General features: G+C 71.7%; 10 protein-coding genes. 6 read left to right on the top strand and 4 right to left on the bottom strand.

Annotated elements, in window-relative coordinates; genetic code table 11:
* Nucleotides 1-157: 157 nt before the first annotated feature.
* Nucleotides 158-1,735 (bottom strand): helix-turn-helix domain-containing protein, encoded by a 1,578-nt coding sequence (locus ABT006_RS30690; RefSeq protein ID WP_350711961.1) that lies wholly within the window; start codon nucleotides 1,733-1,735, stop codon nucleotides 158-160.
* Nucleotides 1,736-1,889: 154 nt separating this feature from the next.
* Between ABT006_RS30690 and ABT006_RS30695 the strand changes: the two genes are divergently transcribed.
* Both ABT006_RS30695 and ABT006_RS30700 read left to right on the top strand, forming a co-directional pair.
* Nucleotides 1,890-3,152, top strand: a complete 1,263-nt coding sequence (locus tag ABT006_RS30695) for an NAD(P)/FAD-dependent oxidoreductase (protein ID WP_350711962.1) — start codon at nucleotides 1,890-1,892, stop codon at nucleotides 3,150-3,152.
* Between the two features lie 115 nt (nucleotides 3,153-3,267).
* On the top strand, nucleotides 3,268-3,888 hold the full coding sequence (locus tag ABT006_RS30700) for a hypothetical protein (RefSeq protein WP_350711963.1): 621 nt from the start codon (nucleotides 3,268-3,270) through the stop codon (nucleotides 3,886-3,888).
* A 25-nt stretch (nucleotides 3,889-3,913) separates the two neighbouring features.
* Here ABT006_RS30700 and ABT006_RS30705 read toward each other — a convergent pair whose 3' ends face one another.
* Complete coding sequence (locus ABT006_RS30705; RefSeq protein WP_350711964.1) at nucleotides 3,914-4,330, bottom strand: TraR/DksA family transcriptional regulator; 417 nt, start codon at nucleotides 4,328-4,330, stop codon at nucleotides 3,914-3,916.
* Nucleotides 4,331-4,904: 574 nt separating this feature from the next.
* Between ABT006_RS30705 and ABT006_RS30710 the strand changes: the two genes are divergently transcribed.
* The 3 genes from ABT006_RS30710 to ABT006_RS30720 all read left to right on the top strand — a co-directional run bounded on the left by ABT006_RS30710 (nucleotide 4,905) and on the right by ABT006_RS30720 (nucleotide 8,291).
* Nucleotides 4,905-6,725, top strand: a complete 1,821-nt coding sequence (locus ABT006_RS30710; RefSeq protein ID WP_350711965.1) for an AMP-dependent synthetase/ligase — start codon at nucleotides 4,905-4,907, stop codon at nucleotides 6,723-6,725.
* A 114-nt stretch (nucleotides 6,726-6,839) separates the two neighbouring features.
* Nucleotides 6,840-7,538, top strand: a complete 699-nt coding sequence (locus ABT006_RS30715; protein ID WP_350711966.1) for a DUF998 domain-containing protein — start codon at nucleotides 6,840-6,842, stop codon at nucleotides 7,536-7,538.
* Between the two features lie 9 nt (nucleotides 7,539-7,547).
* Entirely contained in the window at nucleotides 7,548-8,291 is a 744-nt protein-coding gene (locus tag ABT006_RS30720; protein ID WP_350711967.1) for an N-acetyltransferase, read from the top strand.
* Between the two features lie 169 nt (nucleotides 8,292-8,460).
* Here ABT006_RS30720 and ABT006_RS30725 read toward each other — a convergent pair whose 3' ends face one another.
* A complete protein-coding gene (locus ABT006_RS30725) occupies nucleotides 8,461-8,946 on the bottom strand; it encodes an SRPBCC family protein (RefSeq protein WP_350711968.1) in 486 nt (161 codons plus the stop codon).
* Nucleotides 8,947-8,949: 3 nt separating this feature from the next.
* Nucleotides 8,950-9,291, bottom strand: a complete 342-nt coding sequence (locus ABT006_RS30730) for an ArsR/SmtB family transcription factor (RefSeq protein WP_350711969.1) — start codon at nucleotides 9,289-9,291, stop codon at nucleotides 8,950-8,952.
* A gap of 416 nt (nucleotides 9,292-9,707) precedes the next feature.
* Between ABT006_RS30730 and ABT006_RS30735 the strand changes: the two genes are divergently transcribed.
* Nucleotides 9,708-20,456: a non-ribosomal peptide synthetase/type I polyketide synthase gene (locus ABT006_RS30735; RefSeq protein WP_350711970.1), complete on the top strand. Its 10,749-nt coding sequence runs from the start codon at nucleotides 9,708-9,710 to the stop codon at nucleotides 20,454-20,456.
* Nucleotides 20,457-20,468: the final 12 nt, after the last annotated feature.

Consider the following 20,468-nt stretch of genomic DNA (forward strand, 5'->3'; position numbering starts at 1 on the left):
TACGGCCGGCGCGCGCTGTCACGTGCGCAGCGATGTCCGCGGGCAGACTAACGACCGGCAGTGACATTCGGCTTCCGGATTTCCGGCTGTCGAGGCCGACGTCACTCCGCACAAGTCGCGCCGAAAGGCCCACTCCGGAACGTTGAAAGCGGTCCCCCTATGCCGTCGGGCGGGGCGCGGTCGGCGCGGGACCCAGCGCCGCGAGTTGGATCTGCAACGCCAACCGCGTACGCGGCGACTCGAGATCGACGGCGACGACCTCGGCGAGGCGGCGCAGGCGGTACCGGAGCGTGTTGGGGTGCACGTGCAACTGCCGGGCGGCCCGCTTCGGGTCGCCCTGCTGCTCCAGCCAGGCCGCGATGGTGGCGACGTAGTCGGTGCCGTGCTGCCGGTCGTGGGCGACGAGGTCCGGCAGCGGGCCGCCGACCAGCAGGTCGGCGCTCGGCACGGCGCGGACCACGCGGTGCACGACCACCTCCGCCCACTGGTCCTCGAACCGCAGCACCGGTCCCCGCTGCCGGGCCGGGCCGTGCAGCGCGAGCAGTTCCGCCGCCTCGGCCCGGGAGCGCGGCAGGTCCGTCAGGTTCCTGGCGACGCCGCCGGACGCGGCGTACAGCCCCGGGTCGTGCACGGCGATGTCGCGGATCAGCCGCTCCATCCAGCGCCGGGAACCGGGCGACTCGCCGCCGTCGACCAGGACGGCGAACAGGACGTCGCCGACGTCCGCGATCAGCGGTTGGCGCCACCCGTGGCGGCGGGTGATCGACTCCCACATGGCCAGGTTGTCCACCATCTCCCCCGTGCCGCCGTGCGCGCCGAGCCCGACGACCCGCCACGGGCCCTCGGGAAGCGCCAACTCCTCCCGGCCCATCCGGCCGGGCGCCCGCAGGGCGGCCCGCAGCCGGTCGGCCGAGACCCGGCGCGCGACGTCGGCCTGCACCCGCAGGCGGAGCAGGTGCAGCGCCAGCACGGACGCCGTGCCCTGGAGGTCGCGCAGCCGCGCGGCGGGGACCGGGCCCTCGACGACGGCCCAGATCGAGCCGAGCAGCTCGCCCCCGGCCCGGATCGGGATGATGAGCCGGGGCAGCGTCCCGTCGGGCCCCTGCGGCACGAAGATCAGCTCGCTGCCGGTCGCCAGTTTGCGGAAGACCCCACGGGACCGGAAGTGCGCGACCACGTTGCCGGGGGCGCGCCGCCCGACGATCGTCGAGACGCGTGCCGGGTCGGTGCGGTCCTGACGTGACGAGTACGCCAGCACCCGGGACTGGGCGTCCTCGATCGTCACCGGCGCGTCGACCACGGCGGCGGTCGCGTCGGCGAGGGCGAACAGTTCGTCGTACACGCCGGTCTCCCCGGTGTCGGCCGGGCCGGGCGCGACGGCCCGGTCGATCACCCCGCGCAGCAGCCAGACGAGCTGGGCCCACGAACCGTGGCTCTGCAGCTCGACCAGGGTCAGCCGCCGCTCGGCGGCGGCCGCCGTCACGGCGGGGTGCCCGGCCAGCGGAGGCTTGAGCACGAGGCCGGCTGCCCCCGCCTCGGCGTAGCGCGCGACGACGGCGAGCGCCTGGTCCGGGGTTCCGATGCCCGCACCGAGCACGAGGTCGCCGCTCTGGCCGCTCGTGGCCTCGTCGACCTCGGCGAGGGTCACGTCGCGGACCTCGGCCTCGTCGGCGGGTACGACGACCTTGAGCAACGCGGCGCCGACCGCGTCCACCACGCCAGCCACGGTGATCACGACCAGATTGTGCCTCGTCCTTGTTCGCTTCGGCCAATCGTCGGGACAAGCCTTGGCCTGCCGGAACAATGACGTACCGGCGGGTCGGGGACAGGATGGGCGCGATCCCGGTCGCCCCGAAGGAGAGACCGGTTGCCCTGAAGGAGAGAAACGGATGCCCCCCATCGAGTCCGCCCCCGCCCCCCAGCGCGTCGCCGTCGTCGGCGCGGGGATGGTCGGGCTGGCCACCGCCTGGTTCCTGCAGGAACGGGGCGTCCAGGTCACCGTGCTCGACCGTACCGGCGTGGCGGCGGGCGCGTCGTGGGGCAACGCCGGCTGGCTCACCCCCGGCATCACCACTCCCCTGCCGGAGCCGGCGGTGCTGCGTTACGGGCTGCGGGCCGTCCTGAGCCCGTCGTCGCCGGTCTACGTGCCGCCGCGCGCCGACGCCCGGCTCCTGCGGTTCCTGACCGGCTTCGCCCGGCACAGCACCCCGTCGAAGTGGCGCACCGCGATGCAGGCGTTCATCCCGATGAACCGGCGCGCGTTGGAGTCGTTCGACGCGCTGGCGGCCGGCGGGGTCGGGGCGATGACGCACGAGGCGAAGTCGTTCATGGCCGCGTACCGGACCGAGGCCGAGCGGTCGGTCCTGCTGGACGAGCTGGCGCACATCCACTCCGCCGGCCAGGCGATCGAGTTCGACGTCCTGACCGGGGCCGAGGCGCGCGAGGTGGAGCCGTCGCTGTCGGACAACGTCGGCGCCGCCATCCGCCTGCACGACCAGCGGTACATCAACCCCGGGCAGTACGTGCACGCGCTCGCCGACTCCGTCCGCGCCCGCGGCGCGTCGATCGTCGCCGGCGTCGACGTCACCGACATCCGCGACGAGGGCACCGGCGTCCGGGTGGTCACCACCACCGGCACGGACGAGCGCTACGACGCGGTGGTGCTGGCGACCGGCACCTGGCTCGGTGAGCTGGGTCGGCGCTTCGGCGTCCGGACCGTCGTGCAGGCCGGCCGCGGGTACAGCTTCAGCGTCGCGATCGAGCACATGCCGGCCGGTCCGGTCTACTTCCCCGCGCAGCGCGTCGCCTGCACGCCCCTCGGGGACCGGCTGCGCGTCGCCGGGATGATGGAGTTCCGCAGGGCCGAGGCGCCGCTCGACCGTCGCCGCATCTCCGCCATCGCCGAGGCCGCGCGGCCGCTGCTGCGGGGCGCCGACCTCGACGCCCGCGCCGACGAGTGGGTGGGCGCGCGGCCCTGCACCCCCGACGGCCTGCCCCTGATCGGCCGGACCCGCTCGCCGCGCGTCTTCGCCGCCGGCGGCCACGGCATGTGGGGCATCACCCTCGGCCCGCTCACCGGCGAACTGCTCGCCGAGCAGATCACCGGCGGTGGGCAGCCCGTGGAGCTGCGCCCCTTCGACCCGCTGCGCTGACCGGCACCGCCCAGGGCCGGCCGGCTCGGCCCGACTCACCCCGGCAAAGCGGCGCGGCCCGCCGACCAGGAACCACGGTCGGCGGGCCGCGCCGCGTCCGGTTAGCCTCGCCGTCGTGAGCTTCAGCGCCTACGCCCGCCAGGTCCGCGATCCGGCCCTGCCGCACCGGCGCCGGGTGTCGGCGCTGCGGTCCTGCGTGCAGCCGTACCGGCCGATCGGCTTCCACGCCACGCTCAGCTTCCTCGAGGAGCAGGCTGGGTCGTTCCAGCGGGACGAGGCCGCTCTGCTCCGGGCGCTCGACGCCCTCGTCGCGAGCAGGCTCGCCAGGCGGGCCGAGCGTCGCCGCTATGCCGCCGCGCGCAGCGCCGCCAAGCGCCGTGGCCGGCGCAGCCCGCGCCCGGACGACCCGAATCCGCACCATCGGCGCGGTTACTGGTACGGCGCGCCCGGGTGGGCGGCGCTGCACGCGCTCCGGTTCTGGCAACGCGAACGCCGCCCCGCCCTGCTGCCGTCACTCGACCGGATCGAGGTGTGTTTGGACTCCTGCGTCCGCGCATGCCTGGCGGCGGGGGGGGGGACCCTGACGCCGGCTCAGCGGCAGCTCCTGGCCACCGCCGTCGACGCGCTCGACGAGCGCATCCGCCCCGAGGTGTGGCGCGACCGGGCGGCCTACTTCCGTGCGCGGGAGCTGCTGCAGGTCGCCCGGTTCATGGAGATCGCGGCGGAGGCCGCGTAGGTCCCGCGCCGTCTGATCGTGTGGTCTACCGGCCGTGGAGCCGGCGCCAGGACGGCGCTCCGGCCTTCGGCCACTTGTCTTCGAGAGGTACGCCGGCGGGGGCGGCGGTGTGTGTGCCGTGGGTGGCCTGCTGGTGGGGTTCAGGCTGGCAGGTGGTGCAGTACCGGGCGGACGGCAGGTGAGCCAAGTGCTCGATGGGGATGTCGCCGTGGCACCCATCGCAGGTGCCGTAGTGGCCCTGTTCCAGGTAGTGCAGTGCCCGGGCGATGTCGCCCAGGGCCCGCCGGGTGGCGGCGGTCAACGCGGAGGCGGCCTCGACGTCGGCGCCGTCGGCGCGCATCCGGCGGGCCTGCCGGTCCAGCAGCGCCAGCTGGGTGCTGTGCCGCTCGTACTGCTCCTCCAGGACGATCCGCAGCACGCCCAACTCGTCCTGCCTGCTCACGACGTACACGCTCGGGGTTCCTTCCTGCTCGGGACGAAAAGAAAGGGCGGAGCGCTGATGCGCTCCGCCCGCCGGTGCCGGACATGTGGATGTCGGCCGGGTGGCGGCGGGCGGCGCTGGCCGGGCGCCCGCCGGGTCGGCGGCGCGACGATCGGCGCGACCGTGCCCCGGCGGACGCGGGCGACCACCGACACCACGAGGTGACGCATGGTCGTGTCGGTGACGAGGCGCGCCCGCGCGTTCGTCGACGGCGCCGCTGCCGCGGGGACCGGGCGTGAGTGCGCAGCAGCGGCCCGCGGCCCCGACGAGCGGGGCTGCCCGGACAGGCCGCAGAGGATCACGGCGTCACCATAGACCGGCTGCCCGCGGATCGGCCACCACCTGCGGCGGCGGCCACAAAGCCGGGCCGCGGGGACCTTCGGCGGGCGGGATGGCGGGCGCCCTCAGCCGCCGGGACGCTCGGCTACCACGCCGCGGAAACAGCAGGCCCGGTTTCGCCGTTCGCGCGACCGGACGCCGGTGCACGCCTCATCATCGAACTCTCAGCGACCTGACTGAGGGTAGGTGGACGAGCGTGCGGGAGATGGCGGTTGCGCCGGTCGTCACCGACGTCGAGCTCGGCCTGGCCGAGGTGGTGTGGCACAACGCCGAACGCGATCCGGACCAGACGCAGTTCGTACGGCCGGACGCCGACCCCCGGTCCTGGCCGGCTCGCGGGTGGCGTGGCGCGACGACCGTGACCTGCCGACAGTTCCGTGACGACGTGCAGGCGGTCGCCCGAGGTCTGGTGGCCACGGGTGTCCAGCCGGGCGACCGGGTGGCGCTGATGAGCCGCACCCGGTACGAGTGGACCCTGGTGGACTACGCGCTGTGGTCCGTCGGCGCGGTGACGGTTCCCGTGTACGACACGTCGAGCGCGGACCAGTTGGCCTGGATCCTCTCCGATTCGGGCGCGGTCGCCTGCGTGGTGGAGACGGCCGGGCACGCCGCGATGCTGGACGGCCTGCGCGACTCCCTGCCGGCGTTGGCGCACGCGTGGCAGATCGACGCGGGCGACCTGATCCGACTGGCCGGGGCCGGCCGCGCCGTCGACGTCGGGCAGGTGGCGGCCCGCCGTCGGCGCGTGTCGGCGGGCGACATCGCCACGATCGTGTACACCAGCGGCACGACCGGACGGCCGAAGGGTTGCGTCCTGACGCACGGCAACATCGCCCTGGACGTCGGCAACGCGACCGCGATCCTGCCGGAGGTGTTCCGTCCCGCCGCGTCGACGGTGCTGTTCCTGCCCCTGGCCCACGCCTTCGCCCGGATGATCCAGGTCGGCGTCGTACACACGCGCGCCACCATGGTGCACAGCGCGGACATCGGCGGCGTGCTGGACCAGCTCCGCCGGTACCGTCCGACGTTCGTCCTGGCCGTGCCGCGGGTGTTCGAGAAGATCTACGACCGGGCGAGACGGAAGGCGGCCGACGAGCACCGGGGCTGGCTGTTCGCGGTCGCCGACCGGGTGGCGGTGCGGTACAGCCGCGCGCGGGACACCCGTGGCGGACCGGGGACCGTGCTGCGGCTGGCGCATCTGGTGTGCGACGTGCTGGTCTATCGCAAGCTGCGGGCGGCGCTGGGTGGACGCTGCCGGGTGGCGATCGTCGGCGGGGCACCGCTGGCGCCGCGGCTCGCGCACTTCCTCCGCGGCGCCGGCCTCACGGTGCTCGAAGGGTACGGGCTGACCGAGACCTCGCCCGCCCTGACGGCCAACACGCCGGCGGCAATGCGGATCGGCACGGTGGGCCGTCCGCTGCCCGGAGTCGAGATCGCGATCGCCGAGGACGGGGAGATCCTGGCCCGGGGAGGGGTGGTCTTCCCCGGATACTGGAACAACGCGGAGGCCACCCGCGAGACGTTCACCGACGGTTGGCTGCGTACCGGCGACCTCGGGGCACTCGACGAGGACGGCTACGTGCGGGTCACCGGGCGGAAGAAGGACATCATCGTCACGGCGTCCGGCAAGAACATCGCCCCCGCCCCGTTCGAGGATCAGGTTCGCGCGGATCCGCTGGTCAGCCAGTGCGTGGTGATCGGCGACGGCCGGCCGTACCTCGTCGCGCTGGTCACGATCGACCCGCAGGCGTGGCCGGGGTGGCGGGCCGCGCACGGTCGCGCGGACGCCTCGGTGTCGGACCTGCGGGATTCCCCGGCGCTGCGGGAGGCGGTCCAGCACGCGGTCGACCGGGCCAACCGCGCGGTGTCCCGGGCCGAGCAGATCAAGAAGTTCAGCGTCCTTCCCCGCGACCTCACCGAGGCCGACGGTGAACTCACCCCCACGTTGAAGGTACGGCGAGCGGTGGTGCAGGAGCGCTACGCCGCCGACATCGAGGCGCTCTACCGCGACCACTGACGCCCCTGCCGGGGACAGGCTCATTGACACGGAGCGTCGTACGGATTCCACTGCTTGCAACAGCACCGCCGGCCCGGCTCACCTGACCGACCGTTGCAACAGTGGGGAGGCGTCATGTCCACGCCCGTCAAGCCGCCGCAGGACGCCGTGACCCTCCGCCGTCTCCGTCTCGGGATCGGCACGGTCGGCATCGCGCTGCCGATCGTGCTGACGGTCGGCAACGCGCTGCTCACCGGCAGGTTGGTTCTGCTCGACTCGATCAGCGCCTCCTACCACACCGGCATGCGAGACGTCTTCGTCGGCGGAATGTGCGCCATGGGCGTCTTCCTCGTCTGCTACCGCTACCGGAAGGTGGACGACGTCCTCAGCTCGATCGCCGGCGTGCTGGCGATCGCGGTGGCGCTGTTCCCCGCCGCGACGGGTGCGCCGAGGGGAACGCTCACGCCCACCGACGTCACGATCGGGCGGCTGCACCAGGTCTCGGCCGCTGCCCTGTTCGTGCTGCTGGCCGTCTTCTGCATCTTCCTGTTCCCCCAGACCGGCTCGACGGTCCCCGCGACAGGGCGGACGCGGGCCCGCAACGGCATCTTCTACGCCTGCGGCGGCATCATCATCGGCGCCATCGCGCTCGCAGTGGCGAGCAACGCGCTGCCCTTCTCCGTCCGCGACACGCTCAAGCCGCTGTTCTGGTGCGAGGCGGTGGCGGTGCTCGCCTTCGGTGCCGCGTGGCTCGTCAAGGGCGAAGCGATGTTCCGCGACTCACAACCGCCCCCGGCCGAATCCGAGGTGCGCCGCGCGGCCCCGACCCTCTAGGGTTCCGCCGTGGCTTTGGAGATCGTGACCCTGGCGGACCGTCCGGACCTGGCACCGCTGCTCGACGACGACTTCGACGGGGCGTGGCCGCAGTTCATGCTCTGGGACCCGATGGGCGCGGTGTACTACGGTGTCGCCCACGACCTGTACCCCGAGTTCGTGTTCGCCGCCGTCGACTCCGCCGAGCCCGGACGCGCCGTCGCCCGGGCGTACGCCGTGCCGCTGCGCTGGACGGAGGCGGAGCTGCCCGACGGCGGCTGGGACCGGGTGATCCAGCGTGCCACCATCAACCGCCTCACCGGCGCCACCCCGAACATCGTCTCGGCGTTGGAGATCTGCATCCGGCCGGACCGGCGGGGCACCGGCCTGTCGGCCCTGATGCTCGCCGCCATGCGGGAGACCGTCGCGAAGCGGGGCTACGACACGCTGGTCGCGCCGGTCCGCCCGAGCGGCAAGCACACCCGGCCCGACCTGCCGATGACGGAGTACGCGGCGCAGGTCCGCGAGGACGGCCTGCCGGTCGACCCGTGGCTGCGGGTGCACGTCCGCGCGGGTGGGCGCATCGAACGCGTCGCTCCCCGGTCGATGACGATCACCGGGACGCTCGCCGACTGGCGCCGCTGGACGGGCCTGCCGTTCGACACCAGCGGACCGGTCCACGTGCCGGGGGCCCTCGTGCCCGTGCACTGCGACGTGGCGCACGACCACGCCGTCTACGTCGAGCCCAACGTCTGGGTCCGGCACCGCCTGTAGGCCGCCGCGCACGGCACCACACCGGTCGGCCCCGGCGGTCGCCGGGCAAACCTCGCCCTACTCCGCAACGAGTACTGCTCACCGTGTCGGCGATGCTGTCGAGGTCCTGCTCGGCGCGATCGCGCGTCGTCGTGGGACCGGGGCCATGGCGGCCCCGGTCCCACGACGATCAGGAGGTGACCAGGTCGTCGATCTGGTTGATCGCCGAACTGGCACCCTCCACGATGCCCATGTCCAGCACCTGCTGCAGTGCCTCGGCGGAGGCGTACCTGCCCACGTAGGTCGCGCGGGTGCCGCCGTTGTGCTCGGTGAAGGTGTAGGCGTTCTTGGAGACCGGCAGTTCCGGCCTCGGGTTGAAGTCCAGGTCGGCGAAGCCGTCGTCGAAGGAGAAGGCCCTCGGCTCGTCCACGGCGGTGACCAGCCAGTATCCGGCGTGCTTGTCGCCCTCCGGGCCGGTCATGTAGTAGGTCACGCGACCGCCAGGCGTGAGGTCGTGGTCGACCACCGTCGCCGGGTAGGTCGGCGGTCCCCACACCTTCTCCAGTTGGCGGGGGTCGGCGTAGACCTGCCAGATCCGCTCCACCGGCGCGGCGAATTCCGCGGTGATGGTCAGGGTCAGGTTGTCAAGGTCGTGCTGGACGTCGGTCACGGGCATGGTTCAGTCCTCCTGATCACGGTCCGATGCGATGAGTACGTCGATGCGGGCGATGCGGCCACGCCAAACCTGTTCGAGCTCGGTGAGCATGGACGCCACCGACCGCACCGCCTCCACGTCACCGCTGGCCAGTTGCTCGCGACCACTGCGTCGCTTGGTCAGCAGACCAGCCTTCTCCAGCACGGCGACGTGCTTCTGCACCGCGGCGAAGCTCATGTCGTACTTCGCCGCGAGCGCGGAGACCGAGTGTTCCCCGGCCAGCACGCGGCGCAGGATGTCGCGCCGGGTGCGGTCTGCGAGCGCGTGGAACATGGCGTCCGCGCGGTCGTCGCTCTCCTTGGCCACGGGTCAAATATACAACCGATCGGTTGTATATAGTCAAGGCATGACCAACTACCACCACCGGGCCGATCGGAACCTCGCGCCGTACGTCAGCCTGTCTGTCGGCTCGGCGAGCCGGGGCGCACGACGCATGGTTGAGCAGCAGCCCCGCGGTGGGTCGGGCCAGCGATCCCACCCGGGTCGACCAGCGCACTGCCGGCGACGGCGACCGCGCCGGTCGCCCCACCGACTCGGCCGCGACCCGCCGATGACGGGCGCCGTGATCAAGTTGCCGTACGGCGCGGGTCGTGCTCGTCCGTGAATCGGCGTGCGCGCTACCTGCCATCGAGGTTGCTCAGCGTGCGTACGCTCCACGGGGCGGCGGCGGGCTCTGCTGGCGCAGCCAGGCAAGCAGCGAACACGACGCGATTGGGGAGAGCGTGGACCGACCGGCCTTCTACAGCGGCCCACCGTTGGAGCTGGCGGATGACTATCCACGGTGTCTGCCTGAGGCGCTTCTGCGCGCCGCGGAGCACTTCCCTGACGCCGGTGTCGTCGTCGTCTCCGGGCCAGGACGGTCTGAGTCCTTCCTATACCCGGCGCTGTTGCACCGGGCCCGTCGAATCCTCAGCGCGCTGCGCGACCAGGGGTTGCGAGCCGGTGACCACGTCGTCCTGTACAGCGGGCAGCCGCTGGACTTCGTCAGTACCTTCTGGGCCTGTGCACTCGGCGGGATCCGTCCGCTCCTGATCGCTCGCCCATCCGATCCTGCCGCGGTCGCCGAGGGAGTTGACCGGTTGTGCCGCGCGGCGCGGCTGCTCGGTGAGCCGCTCGTCCTCTGCACCGCAGATGACCGCGACGGCCTGCCCGACGGGCTTCGGCTCCTCGATGTCGGGGCGTACGTCGAGCATCCGCCCGCCGTGGACGTGCATCAACCGGATCCGGACGATGTCGCGATGCTGATGATGTCCTCCGGGAGCACCGGGAGCGCCAAACTCATCCAGCTCACGCAGCGAGGCCTGGTGGAGTTCGCTGCGGGGACCCCGGCGCTGCTGCCGATCCGCCCCGGGGACGTCACGCTGAACTGGCTCCCACTTGACCACAGCGCGTCGTTCCTCCTTTATCACCTGCTCGAGGTCTTCGTGGGGTGCACCAACGTGCACGCGCCCACCGACCTGGTCCTCGCCGACCCGGTGCGCTGGCTGGACCTGATCGTCGAACACAAGGTCAACCACGCCTGGTCGCCGAACTTCGGGTACCAACTGGTCAACGAGGCTCTCTCGGGACGTACGGACGGACACCGGGACCTGTCCTCGATCGTCACCCTGGTAAGTGGCGGCGAGCAGATCACTGTCCCGGTCATGGCGGAGTTTCTCCGCGCCACCGCGCCCTTCGGCATCCGGCCGGAGGTCTTCGTTCCCGCATGGGGAATGACCGAGACGGTCACCGGCATCAGCTTCGCGCACGGAGGCCTGGACGCTAACGTGCACCGGATCCACACGTCGAGCCTCGCCGGGGAACTGACGTGGATGGACGAGGCGGCCGAGGTGGACGGCCACGTCACGTTCGTGGCGGTCGGGTCGCCGGCACCGGGAGCGACGCTTCGCGTGGTCGACGACCACAACGTCGTGCTACCGGAGGGACGCATCGGGCGACTGCAGGTCAGCTCGGCCCGGGTCACGGCGGGATACTTCGGCAACTCCGACGCCGACCGGGCCGCGTTCGTCACGGGCGAATCCGAGCACGAGGTCTGGCTGAACACCGGGGACCTGGCGTTCGGCAAGGACGGCCAGGTCGTCGTCACCGGTCGTGAAGGCGACCGGATCATCCTCAACGGACAAACGTGTTACGCCCACGACATAGAGAGCGTGGCCGCTGAAGCACCTGACGTCGTCCCAGGGCTTGTCGCGGCCTGCGGCGTGCCGCATCCGACGAGTGGCTCCGAGACACTGGTGGTGTTCTTCGGCACCGACCGCGCCGAGCCGGCCGGCACGGTCCGGGCCATCCAGCAGACGCTCTTCGTCCGGCTGCGGTTGACCGCGCGGGTGGTGCCGGTGCCACGCGCCGCGTTCCCGAAAACGGCCAGCGGCAAGGTCCAGCGCGCGGCACTGCGTCGGCGGCTTCTCGACGGTGAGTTCGACGCTCGCCCCACCACCGCCGGTGCTGTCGCCACGCCCGCCGGACTACGCGGCGCGGTGCGGGCTGTGTTCCACGCCGTGCTCAAGACCGACGTCGACGACAACGCGCGCTTCTACGAGGTGGGCATCGACTCCGTGACGATGGTTCGGCTGCACGCCCGGTTGCAGAACGAACTCGGCATGGAGTTCAGCAAGCTGGCGATGTTCGAGCACCCGTCCATCGCCGCGCTCACCAGCCACCTCAGCTCGCTCGCCCCGCCACCCGAACGGCAACCGCGCGCCGTGACTGCCCCCGACCAGCGGATCGCCATCATCGGTATGGCCGCGCGGTTTCCCGGCGCCGACACTCTGGACGACTTCTGGACGAACCTGACAGGGGGCGTGGTGAGTGTCCGGCGGTTCGGCGCGGAGGAGCTGACGGCGGCGGGTGTGCCCGCCGCCGACCGTGCCCACGCCGACTTCGTTCCCGTCACCGGCGCGCTCGCCGACATCGACGCCTTCGACGCCGATTTCTTCGGCATGAGCGCGGCGGAGTCCGAGCTGACCGATCCCGCGCACCGGCTGTTCCTCGAGTGCTGCTACCACGCCCTGGAGCACGGCGGGTACGCCGGCGCGACAGCCGGCCAACGCATCGGAGTCTTCGCCGGTAGCGGCATGAACCTCTACACGCACCAGAACTACCTGCTCAACAACCTGATGGCCGGTCAGGACGACCCGATAACCACGATGCGGAAGGCCATCGGCACCCAACCGGATTTCCTGGCGACCCGGGTCGCCTACCGACTGGGCCTGACCGGCCCCGCCATCGGTGTGCAGACCGCATGTTCCACCTCGCTGGTCGCCGTGCACCTGGCCTGCCAGGCGCTGCGCAGCGGTGATGCCGATCTCGTCCTGGCCGGTGCCGCCGCAGTCCACGTCCCGCAAGCCAACGGATACCGCCATTACCCCGGATCGATCCTCTCCCCGACCGGACAGTGTCGCGCGTTCGACGCCGACGCCGACGGCACGGTGGGTGGCAACGGGGTGGCCGCCGTACTGCTCAAACGGCTGGACCGGGCCGTGGAGGACGGCGACACGATCCACGCGGTGATCCTCGGCTCGGCGGTGAACAACGACGGGACGGGCAAGGTCGGCTTCACGGCGCCCAGCGTGGCGGGGCAGGTGGACGTGATCAAGCGGGCGCTCGACCAGGCGAACATCCCGGCCGAGACCGTCTCCTATCTGGAGGCCCACGGCACGGGGACGCCGCTCGGTGATCCGGTGGAGCTTCGCGCGGCGGCCAGGGCGTTACGCGACCGGACGGACAAGGTCGGTTTCTGCACCGTCGGCTCCGTCAAGCCCAACATCGGTCATCTGGACAGCTGCGCGGGCATGGCGGGCCTGATCAAGACGGTCCTGATGCTGTCACACCGCACGCTCCCACCGCTGGTGAACCTGCGGAGACCGAACCCGGAACTCGACCTCGACGGCAGTCCATTCGTGCTCGGCACCGAACTGCGGCCCTGGTCGACCGATGGGGCGCCCCGCCGCGCCGGGGTCAGCGCGCTCGGCGTCGGCGGCACCAACGCGCACGTCATTCTGGAAGAGCCGCCACCGGCATTCGAGCGGGACACGGCGCCGGGCACACTCCGCGTCCTGCCGCTCTCCGCGGCCGACCCGGAGGCGCTCACCGAGCTGACCAGCCGGATGCGCGATCATCTGCGCGATCATCCGGCCCTGCCGGGCGCCGACGTGGTCTCCACCGCCGCGCTCGGCCGAGCCCACCGCCGGTATCGGCTAGCTGTCGTCGGCGGCAGCGCCACCGAACTGGCCGATGCGCTCGACGAGGCGTTGGCCGGCGAGGTCCCTGCCGGCGGGCCCGGCCCGTTGGCATTCGCCTTCACCGGCCAGGGCGCCGCGAGCCCCGGCATGGCCGACGAGCTCTACCAGGCATTCCCGGCCTTCCGGCGGGTGCTCGACGAGTGCGAGCGGCTGTACACCGCGGAGAACGACGCCAGCCTGCTCGCGCTGCTGTGCGGACGCCACGATCAGCGACTCTGGCCCACCGACACGGCGCAGCCCGCACTCTTCGCGTTCCAGGTCGCCCTGGTCGAGCTCTGGCGCGCCTTCGGGTTGGAGCCGGACCTCGTGGTGGGGCACAGCGTCGGCGAGTACGCGGCGCTCTGCGTCGCGGGGGGCATGTCGCTCGCCGACGGGATCCGGCTGACGGCGTCGCGCGGCAGGCTGATGCAGCAGGGCACTCCCCCGGGCTCGATGATCGCAGTGCTGGCCGGCCGCGCCGCCATCGCCCCGATGCTCGCCGACATCCACGTCGAGGTGGCCGCCGTCAACGGCTCCGAGGAGTACGTCCTGGCCGGGCCGGAAGCCGCCGTCGAGCAGGCGACCGCGTGGCTCGACCGACACGCCATCGGGTGGCAGAGGATGCCGGTCGACCGGGCCTTCCACAGCAGGCTTCTGGATCCGATCGTCGACGCCTTCGCGGCGCGGGCGGCGACCGTGCGGATGTCACCGCTGAGCACGCCGATGGCCAGCACCCTGACCGGGAGGTTGCTGACGTCGGGCACGGTGATGCCGACCGACTACCTCGCCCGGCAGATCCGCCGGCCGGTGCTGTTCGCCGACGCGGTGAGCACCCTCGTGGCGCAGGGTTGTCACCGGTTCCTCGAGATCGGCCCGGACGCGGTGCTGAGCGGGGTGGGGCGACGCGCCAACCCCACCACTGCCTGGGTGGCGACGCAACGGCGAGGCACACACCCGGTCCTGGCGGTCGAGCACGCCGTCGCAGAGCTGTACCGCCACGGCGATCCGGTGGACTGGGCGGAGGTAGCCAGGGGTGGAAGGCGGATACCCCTGCCCGGCTACCCGTTCCGGCGCAAGCGCTACTGGATCGGCGCCGACGGCCCCACCAGTTCCCACGAACCGGTTACCGCGGGTGGCGAAGCGCGGGCCTGCGCACCGGCTGCCGTGCCGGCCGCTGCGGCAGCGCGGCGCGCAGAGGTGCTGGCGACCGTCCGTGACCTGACTGCCCGGCAACTGGGCGCCGCCTTGGCCGAGGTCCGGCCGGAGCGGGCGTTCCTCGAACTCGGTGCCGACTCGCTGTCCATGCTGCGCGTCGTGCAGGAGGTGCGGCAGTCGTTCGGGATCGAACTCGCTGCCCGGGAGTTGTTCACGATCGCGGACAACCCCGAGCGCCTGTCCGCGTTGATCGCCGACCGAATGGGCGCCGAGGATGACCCGACGGAGACGCCGACCGATCCGGTGGCGGCTGACGAAGGGCCCGCACCGACCGCATCCGGGGCCGACGCGCCGCCCGAGGCGAGCGCCGCGCCGTCTGCGGAGGTCGCCGACGTCATCGCCCAGCAGCTCCGACTCACCGAACAGCTCGTCGAGCAGGTCACCTCCGTGATGCGCGAGCAGCTGGCCGTGTTGGGTGGAACGCCCGGATCACCGGTCGGCTCGCCGGTGCCGCCGGTTCAACCCGGACCCCAGGTGCCCACCCCGCCTGCCGCAGCCGTCGCCGTCGCCTCGGCCGCCGCAGGTACGCCGGGCAGGACGACGCAGGTCACCGGACCCGTGCCCACGCCGCCACCGCCGCGGCCTCGACCCGCGCCGCCGGCGCGGCCGGCGCGGACCAGCGCGTGCGATTTCAGCCTGTACTTCTTCGGTGACTACCCGGACCAGGACCAGCAGGACAAGTACGCCGCGATCATGGAAGCCGTGCGGTTCGGCGATCAGCACGGCTTCCACGGTGTGTGGTTTCCGGAGCGGCACTTCCACTCGTTCGGCGGGCTGTTCCCCAACCCGGTCGTGCTGGCCGCCGCGGTGGCCCGCGAGACGTCCCGGATCAGGATCAACGCGGGCTCCGTGGTGCTGCCGCTGCACAACCCGATCCGGGTGGCCGAGGAATGGTCGGTGGTCGACAACCTCTCCGGCGGCCGCGTCGGGTTGTGCGTGGCCAGCGGTTGGCACCCGAACGATTTCGCGCTCAGCCCGGACGCGTTCGGCAGCCATCGACAGCTCATGTACGAGCACCTGACGACCGTCCGCACGCTGTGGTCGGGTGAACCGCTGCCCGCCACATCCGGCAACGGTGAACGGATCGACGTCCGGATCTTCCCACGACCGCTGCAGACGATGCCGCCGTTCTTCGTCGCCGTCGTGGCCAACCCGGACTCGTACCGGTCGGCCGCCGCCGCCGATCTCGGCGTGGTGACGAATCTGATGACTCAGTCCATCGACCAGTTGGCCGAGAACATCTCGCTCTATCGCCGCACCAGAAGCGAGCACGGGCTCGATCCGGATGCTGGCCGGGTGGTCGTCCTGGTTCACACGTACCTGGGTGACGACCTCGAACGCACCCGCGCCGAGGCGTTCCCGCCGTTCTGCGACTACCTGCGCTCGTCGCTGTCGCTCCTCGGCGGCGTCACCAACAGCCTTGGCATCACCATCGACGACACCACTCCCGACAGTGACGTCGACTTCCTGCTCGAGCAGGCCTACGGACGGTACTGCGAGGACCGGGCGTTGATCGGAACACCCGACAGTTGCGCCCCGATCATCGACCGTCTCGCCGAGATGGGCGTCGACGAGATCGCGTGTTTCGTCGACTTCGGTGTGTCAACGAAGCAGATGCTGCGAAGCCTGCGGCTCGTCGACCAGGCACGCGTGCGGCAGCAGGACCCGGGACGCGACCCGCGGCAGGTCACACAGCATGCGCCGCTGGCAGCGGCGCAGCGGGGAATGTGGTTCCTGGAGCAGATGTACCCGGCGCGCACGAGCTACCACGAGCCGAAGGCGATCCGGCTGGACGGCGCGCTAGACGTCACCGCACTGCGGTGGGCGTTGCGCAAGGTGGTGGAGCGCCACGCGCCGCTGCGTACGGTGTTCCGCGAGGTCGATGGCGAGCCGCAGCAGGTGGTCCTGCCCTCAGTCGACATGGACTGCCCGCTGGTCGACCGGTCGGGTGTTCCAGACGACCAGGCGATCCGAGACGCAGTGGTCGAGTTCGGCGCCCAGGGGTTCGACCTGACCACGGGACCGCTGCTGCGGATCAGGTTGATCCGGCTGGGCGAGGCTGAGCACGTGCTGATGCTCTACGCGCACCATCTCGTCTTCGATTCGTTCTCCACCGCGGTGTTCGTCCGGGATCTCGCCGCGTTCTACCGGTCGGGGCCGACCCAGCCACCGCCGCTCGCCCCACTACCGATCAGCTATCCGGACCACGTACGCGCACGCCTCGTCACGGGCGAGGAGAAGCGGCGGCACCTGGACTACTGGCGATCTGCTCTCGCCGGGGCGCCACCGCTGCGCCTGCCCACGGACCGGCCCCGACCGCCGGTGATGACGGCGCGGGGCGCCGCACTCGTGCACGACCTGGACGCCGACGTCGCTGCGGCCGTACGTCGGATCAGTCAGGAGCACCGGGTCACGCCGTTCATGACCCTGCTCGGCGGGATCGCCACCGTGCTCGGGAGACTCAGCCGCCAGGACGACGTCGTGCTCGGCACCGTCCTCACCAACCGGCCCGCCGGCACGGAGGACCTGATCGGTCTGTTCATCGACTCGGTACCGCTGCGCATCGACCTGTCCGGTGACCCGACCCTCGGCGCCGTCGTGCAGCGAGTCCGGGACGCCAGCACAGAGGCGTTCGACCATGCGGGAGTCGGGTTCGACGAGCTGGTCGGGGCGGTCAACCCGGAGCGGGATCCGAGCCGCAACCCGGTGTTCCAGGTCCTGGTCGAGTACGAGAGCGCAGCCACCGTCGACTTCGACCCGCCGCGGGTCGATGCCACGCTGCTCGACGTGCCCAGTGACCGGGCACCACTCGACATGACCCTCTACCTGACGCATCATCCCGACCGGGTGCAGTGCGTCGTCGAATACAACACCGACCTGTTCGACGAGACGTCGGTACGCCGGGTTCTCGCCTACCTCGAGGCAGTGCTCAGGCGGGCGGTTGCGGGGCAGGATCTGGCGTTGTCAGCGTTGACGGCACCGGTCGAATCGGATCGGACTGCGATGGGCCGATGGGGCGGCGATCGCCACGACGACCCGGCGGCCTGCCTGCACGAGCTGGTTGAGCGGCAGGTCGCACGAACCCCGGACGCGGTCGCGCTCGTTGCCGGGGAGACCCGACTGACGTACCGCGAGCTGGATCGGCGCGCCAACGCGATCGCGTGGCGGCTGCGCGACCGAGGCGTACGGCCGGACGACGTCGTCGCGGTGTGCCTGCCGCGCGGCGTGGATCTCATCGTCGCGCTGCTCGGGGTGCACAAGGCCGGTGCCGCCTACCTGCCACTGGACGGCGGCGTCCCGGAGTCCCGGCTGACCTTCATGGCCCGCGACAGCGGCGCCGTTCTCCTCGTGACGGACGAGGAGAAACTCGCCGCTCGCCTCGGGATGGAGATGCTCGCCCCGCACGGAGCGGACCCGAGGGCGGACAGTGCTCCGCCACGGGCCGGCGGCCCCGACAGCCTGGCGTACTGCATCTACACGTCGGGTTCGACCGGCCGCCCCAAAGGGGTCGCCGTGCCGCACCGGGGCCCGGCAAACCTGGTCGGCTGGTACCTGCGGCACCGGCCGACGTTACGCACCCTGCAGTGGACCTCGGTGGGCTTCGACGTGAGCGTCCAGGAGATCTTCACGACGTTGGCATCCGGAGCCGCGCTCGTGTTGATCCCCGACGAGGCGCGCTACGAACCCCAGGCGATGGTCGCGGCGATCAGACGTCACGGGGTGGAGCGGTTGTTCATGCCGTTCACCCCGCTCAGGTACCTGATGGACACCGAACCGGCGATGCCGTCACTGCGCGAGGTCGTGTCGGCCGGCGAGGAGATGATCCTGACGCCGGCTCTGCGTCGCTTCCTCGCCTCGCATCCCGACTGCGCGCTCTACAACGAGTACGGGCCCACCGAGGCATCCATCATCACCATCACCCACCGCGTCGACCCGGACGCCGGCGAGAAGCCTCCCATCGGCCGCCCGATCGACAACGTCGTCGTCCGGCTGCTCGACGAGCGACAGTTGCCGGTGCCGGTCGGGGCCGTGGGCGAAATCCACCTGGGGGGCGCCTGCCTGGGCCGCGGGTACGTGGGCCGACCAGAGGAGACCACCAAGGCGTTCGTCCCCGATCCGGCTGAACCCACGAGGCGGCTCTACCGGACTCGCGACCTGGCGCGATGGCTACCCGACGGCACCCTGCAGTACCTCGGCCGCCTCGACAACCAGGTGAAGATCCGTGGCTACCGGGTGGAGCCGGAGGAAGCGGAGCGGGCGCTCTACGCGCTGGACGAGGTGCGAGACGCCGCGGTGCTGGCCGGCCAGGACTCCCGCGGGGAGACCTGTCTCGTCGGGTACGTCGTGCTCGCCGACGCCGCGGCCGACATCGACCGCGTCGCCGAACAGTTGGCGGCCAGCCTGCCCAGCTACCTGATTCCGACCGAGTGGGTGCGGGTCGAGGAACTGCCGGTCAACGCCAGCGGCAAGCTCGACCGCAGCCGGCTGCCCGAACCGGACTGGAGCCACCGGCGTGGCACCGAACCGGCCTCAGATCTGGAGCGGAGACTGCACGCGCTGTGGTCGGAGCAGCTGGGGTTGGGGAGCGTCCCGGTCGACGCCTCATTCTTCTCGCTCGGCGGGCACTCGCTCACGGCGGTCGAACTCGTCAATCGGGTACGGGACGCGCTCGACGTCGAGTTGCGGGTGGCTGACCTGTTCCAGGCACCCACCATCCGGGACATGGCGAGGCGCATCCACGCCGCCACCGTGTCGGACACCGCCCCGACGACGAGCATCCAGCAGCGGGCGTGGCGGATGCATCACGCCAACCCGCGTCCGGCCGTCTACAACGTGGCGCACCGGATTCGGCTGGAGGGTGACCTCGACGAACTCGCGCTGGAGCGCGCCCTCGATTCGCTCGTACGCCGGCACGCCGCGCTACGGACCCGTCTTGTCCCCCGGGATGACCGACTGGTCCAGGAGGTCCTCGCCAAGCTGCCCGTGCGGCTGTCGGTCACCGACCTGCCAGCTGAGCCGGAGGGCGTGGAGCGCTGGTGCGAAGCGGCGGCGAACGCGGTCATCGCGCCCGATGAGGCGCCGCTGTGGCGGGCTCAGCTGGGCCGGCTCGGCGAGCAGCGACGGGTGCTGGTGCTGGTGCTGCACCACATGATCTGCGACGGATGGTCGATGGGTGTCATCTGGCGGGACCTGTCGACGCTCTACGCCGACGAGGTGAACGGCACTACCACCGGCATCCCGACCGTGCTCGGGTATCCGGACTACGCACGGTGGCGGGTGGCGCAGCTCGATGCGGAGCGTGATGCGCTGGTCTCGTTCTGGCGTACGGAACTGGCTGGAGCACGGCTGCGCTTCGAGCTTCCCTACGATCGGCGCCATCCCGGCAGGCTCTCCGGCCGAGGGGCGCTGCACCGGTTCGAGGTCCCCGCGCGGACCGTCCGGCTCTTGCAGACGGCCGCGACGCAGATCGCCGCCACCCCGGCTGCCGTCCTCACGGCGGCGTTCGCGGTGTGGATGGCGGAACTGTGCGGGCAGCGGGACATCGTGGTGCCGGTGTCCAGCGCGAGCCGCGTCCGCCCGGAGCACACCGGCGTGGTCGGGCCGGTCGGGGAGGCGCTGCTGGTCAGGGTGACTCTCTCCGACGGGCTGCGTTTCGACGAGCTCGTCCATGCGGTCACCGAGCGGACGTTCGTCGCGCTCGATCACCACGCGCTCGCGCTGGGCCAGGTGGCGGACGCCGTCGGAGCCGACATACCGACACCGCAGGTGCTGTTCGCGGTCGTCACGACCCCACCGCCGGACCTCACGCTTCCCGGTGTCTCGGCCGCCGTGGAGAGCCTCGCCGTGGCAGGCGTGGCGCGGACCGAGCTGTACGTCGTACTCATGCCGACAGAGCACGGCGTCGAGGCGGCGTTCGAGTACTCCACGGACCTGTTCGACGAGTCGACGATCGAGGGCTGGGCGGCGAACTTCCTCTCGGTGCTCGATCGGGTGGCGGCGGCCCCGCAGGGCGAGATCGGACACGGACCCCGATGACGGAACGACGGA

The organism is Micromonospora sp. NPDC002717 (genome assembly GCF_040295705.1).
Taxonomy (GTDB): Bacteria; Actinomycetota; Actinomycetes; order Mycobacteriales; family Micromonosporaceae; genus Micromonospora.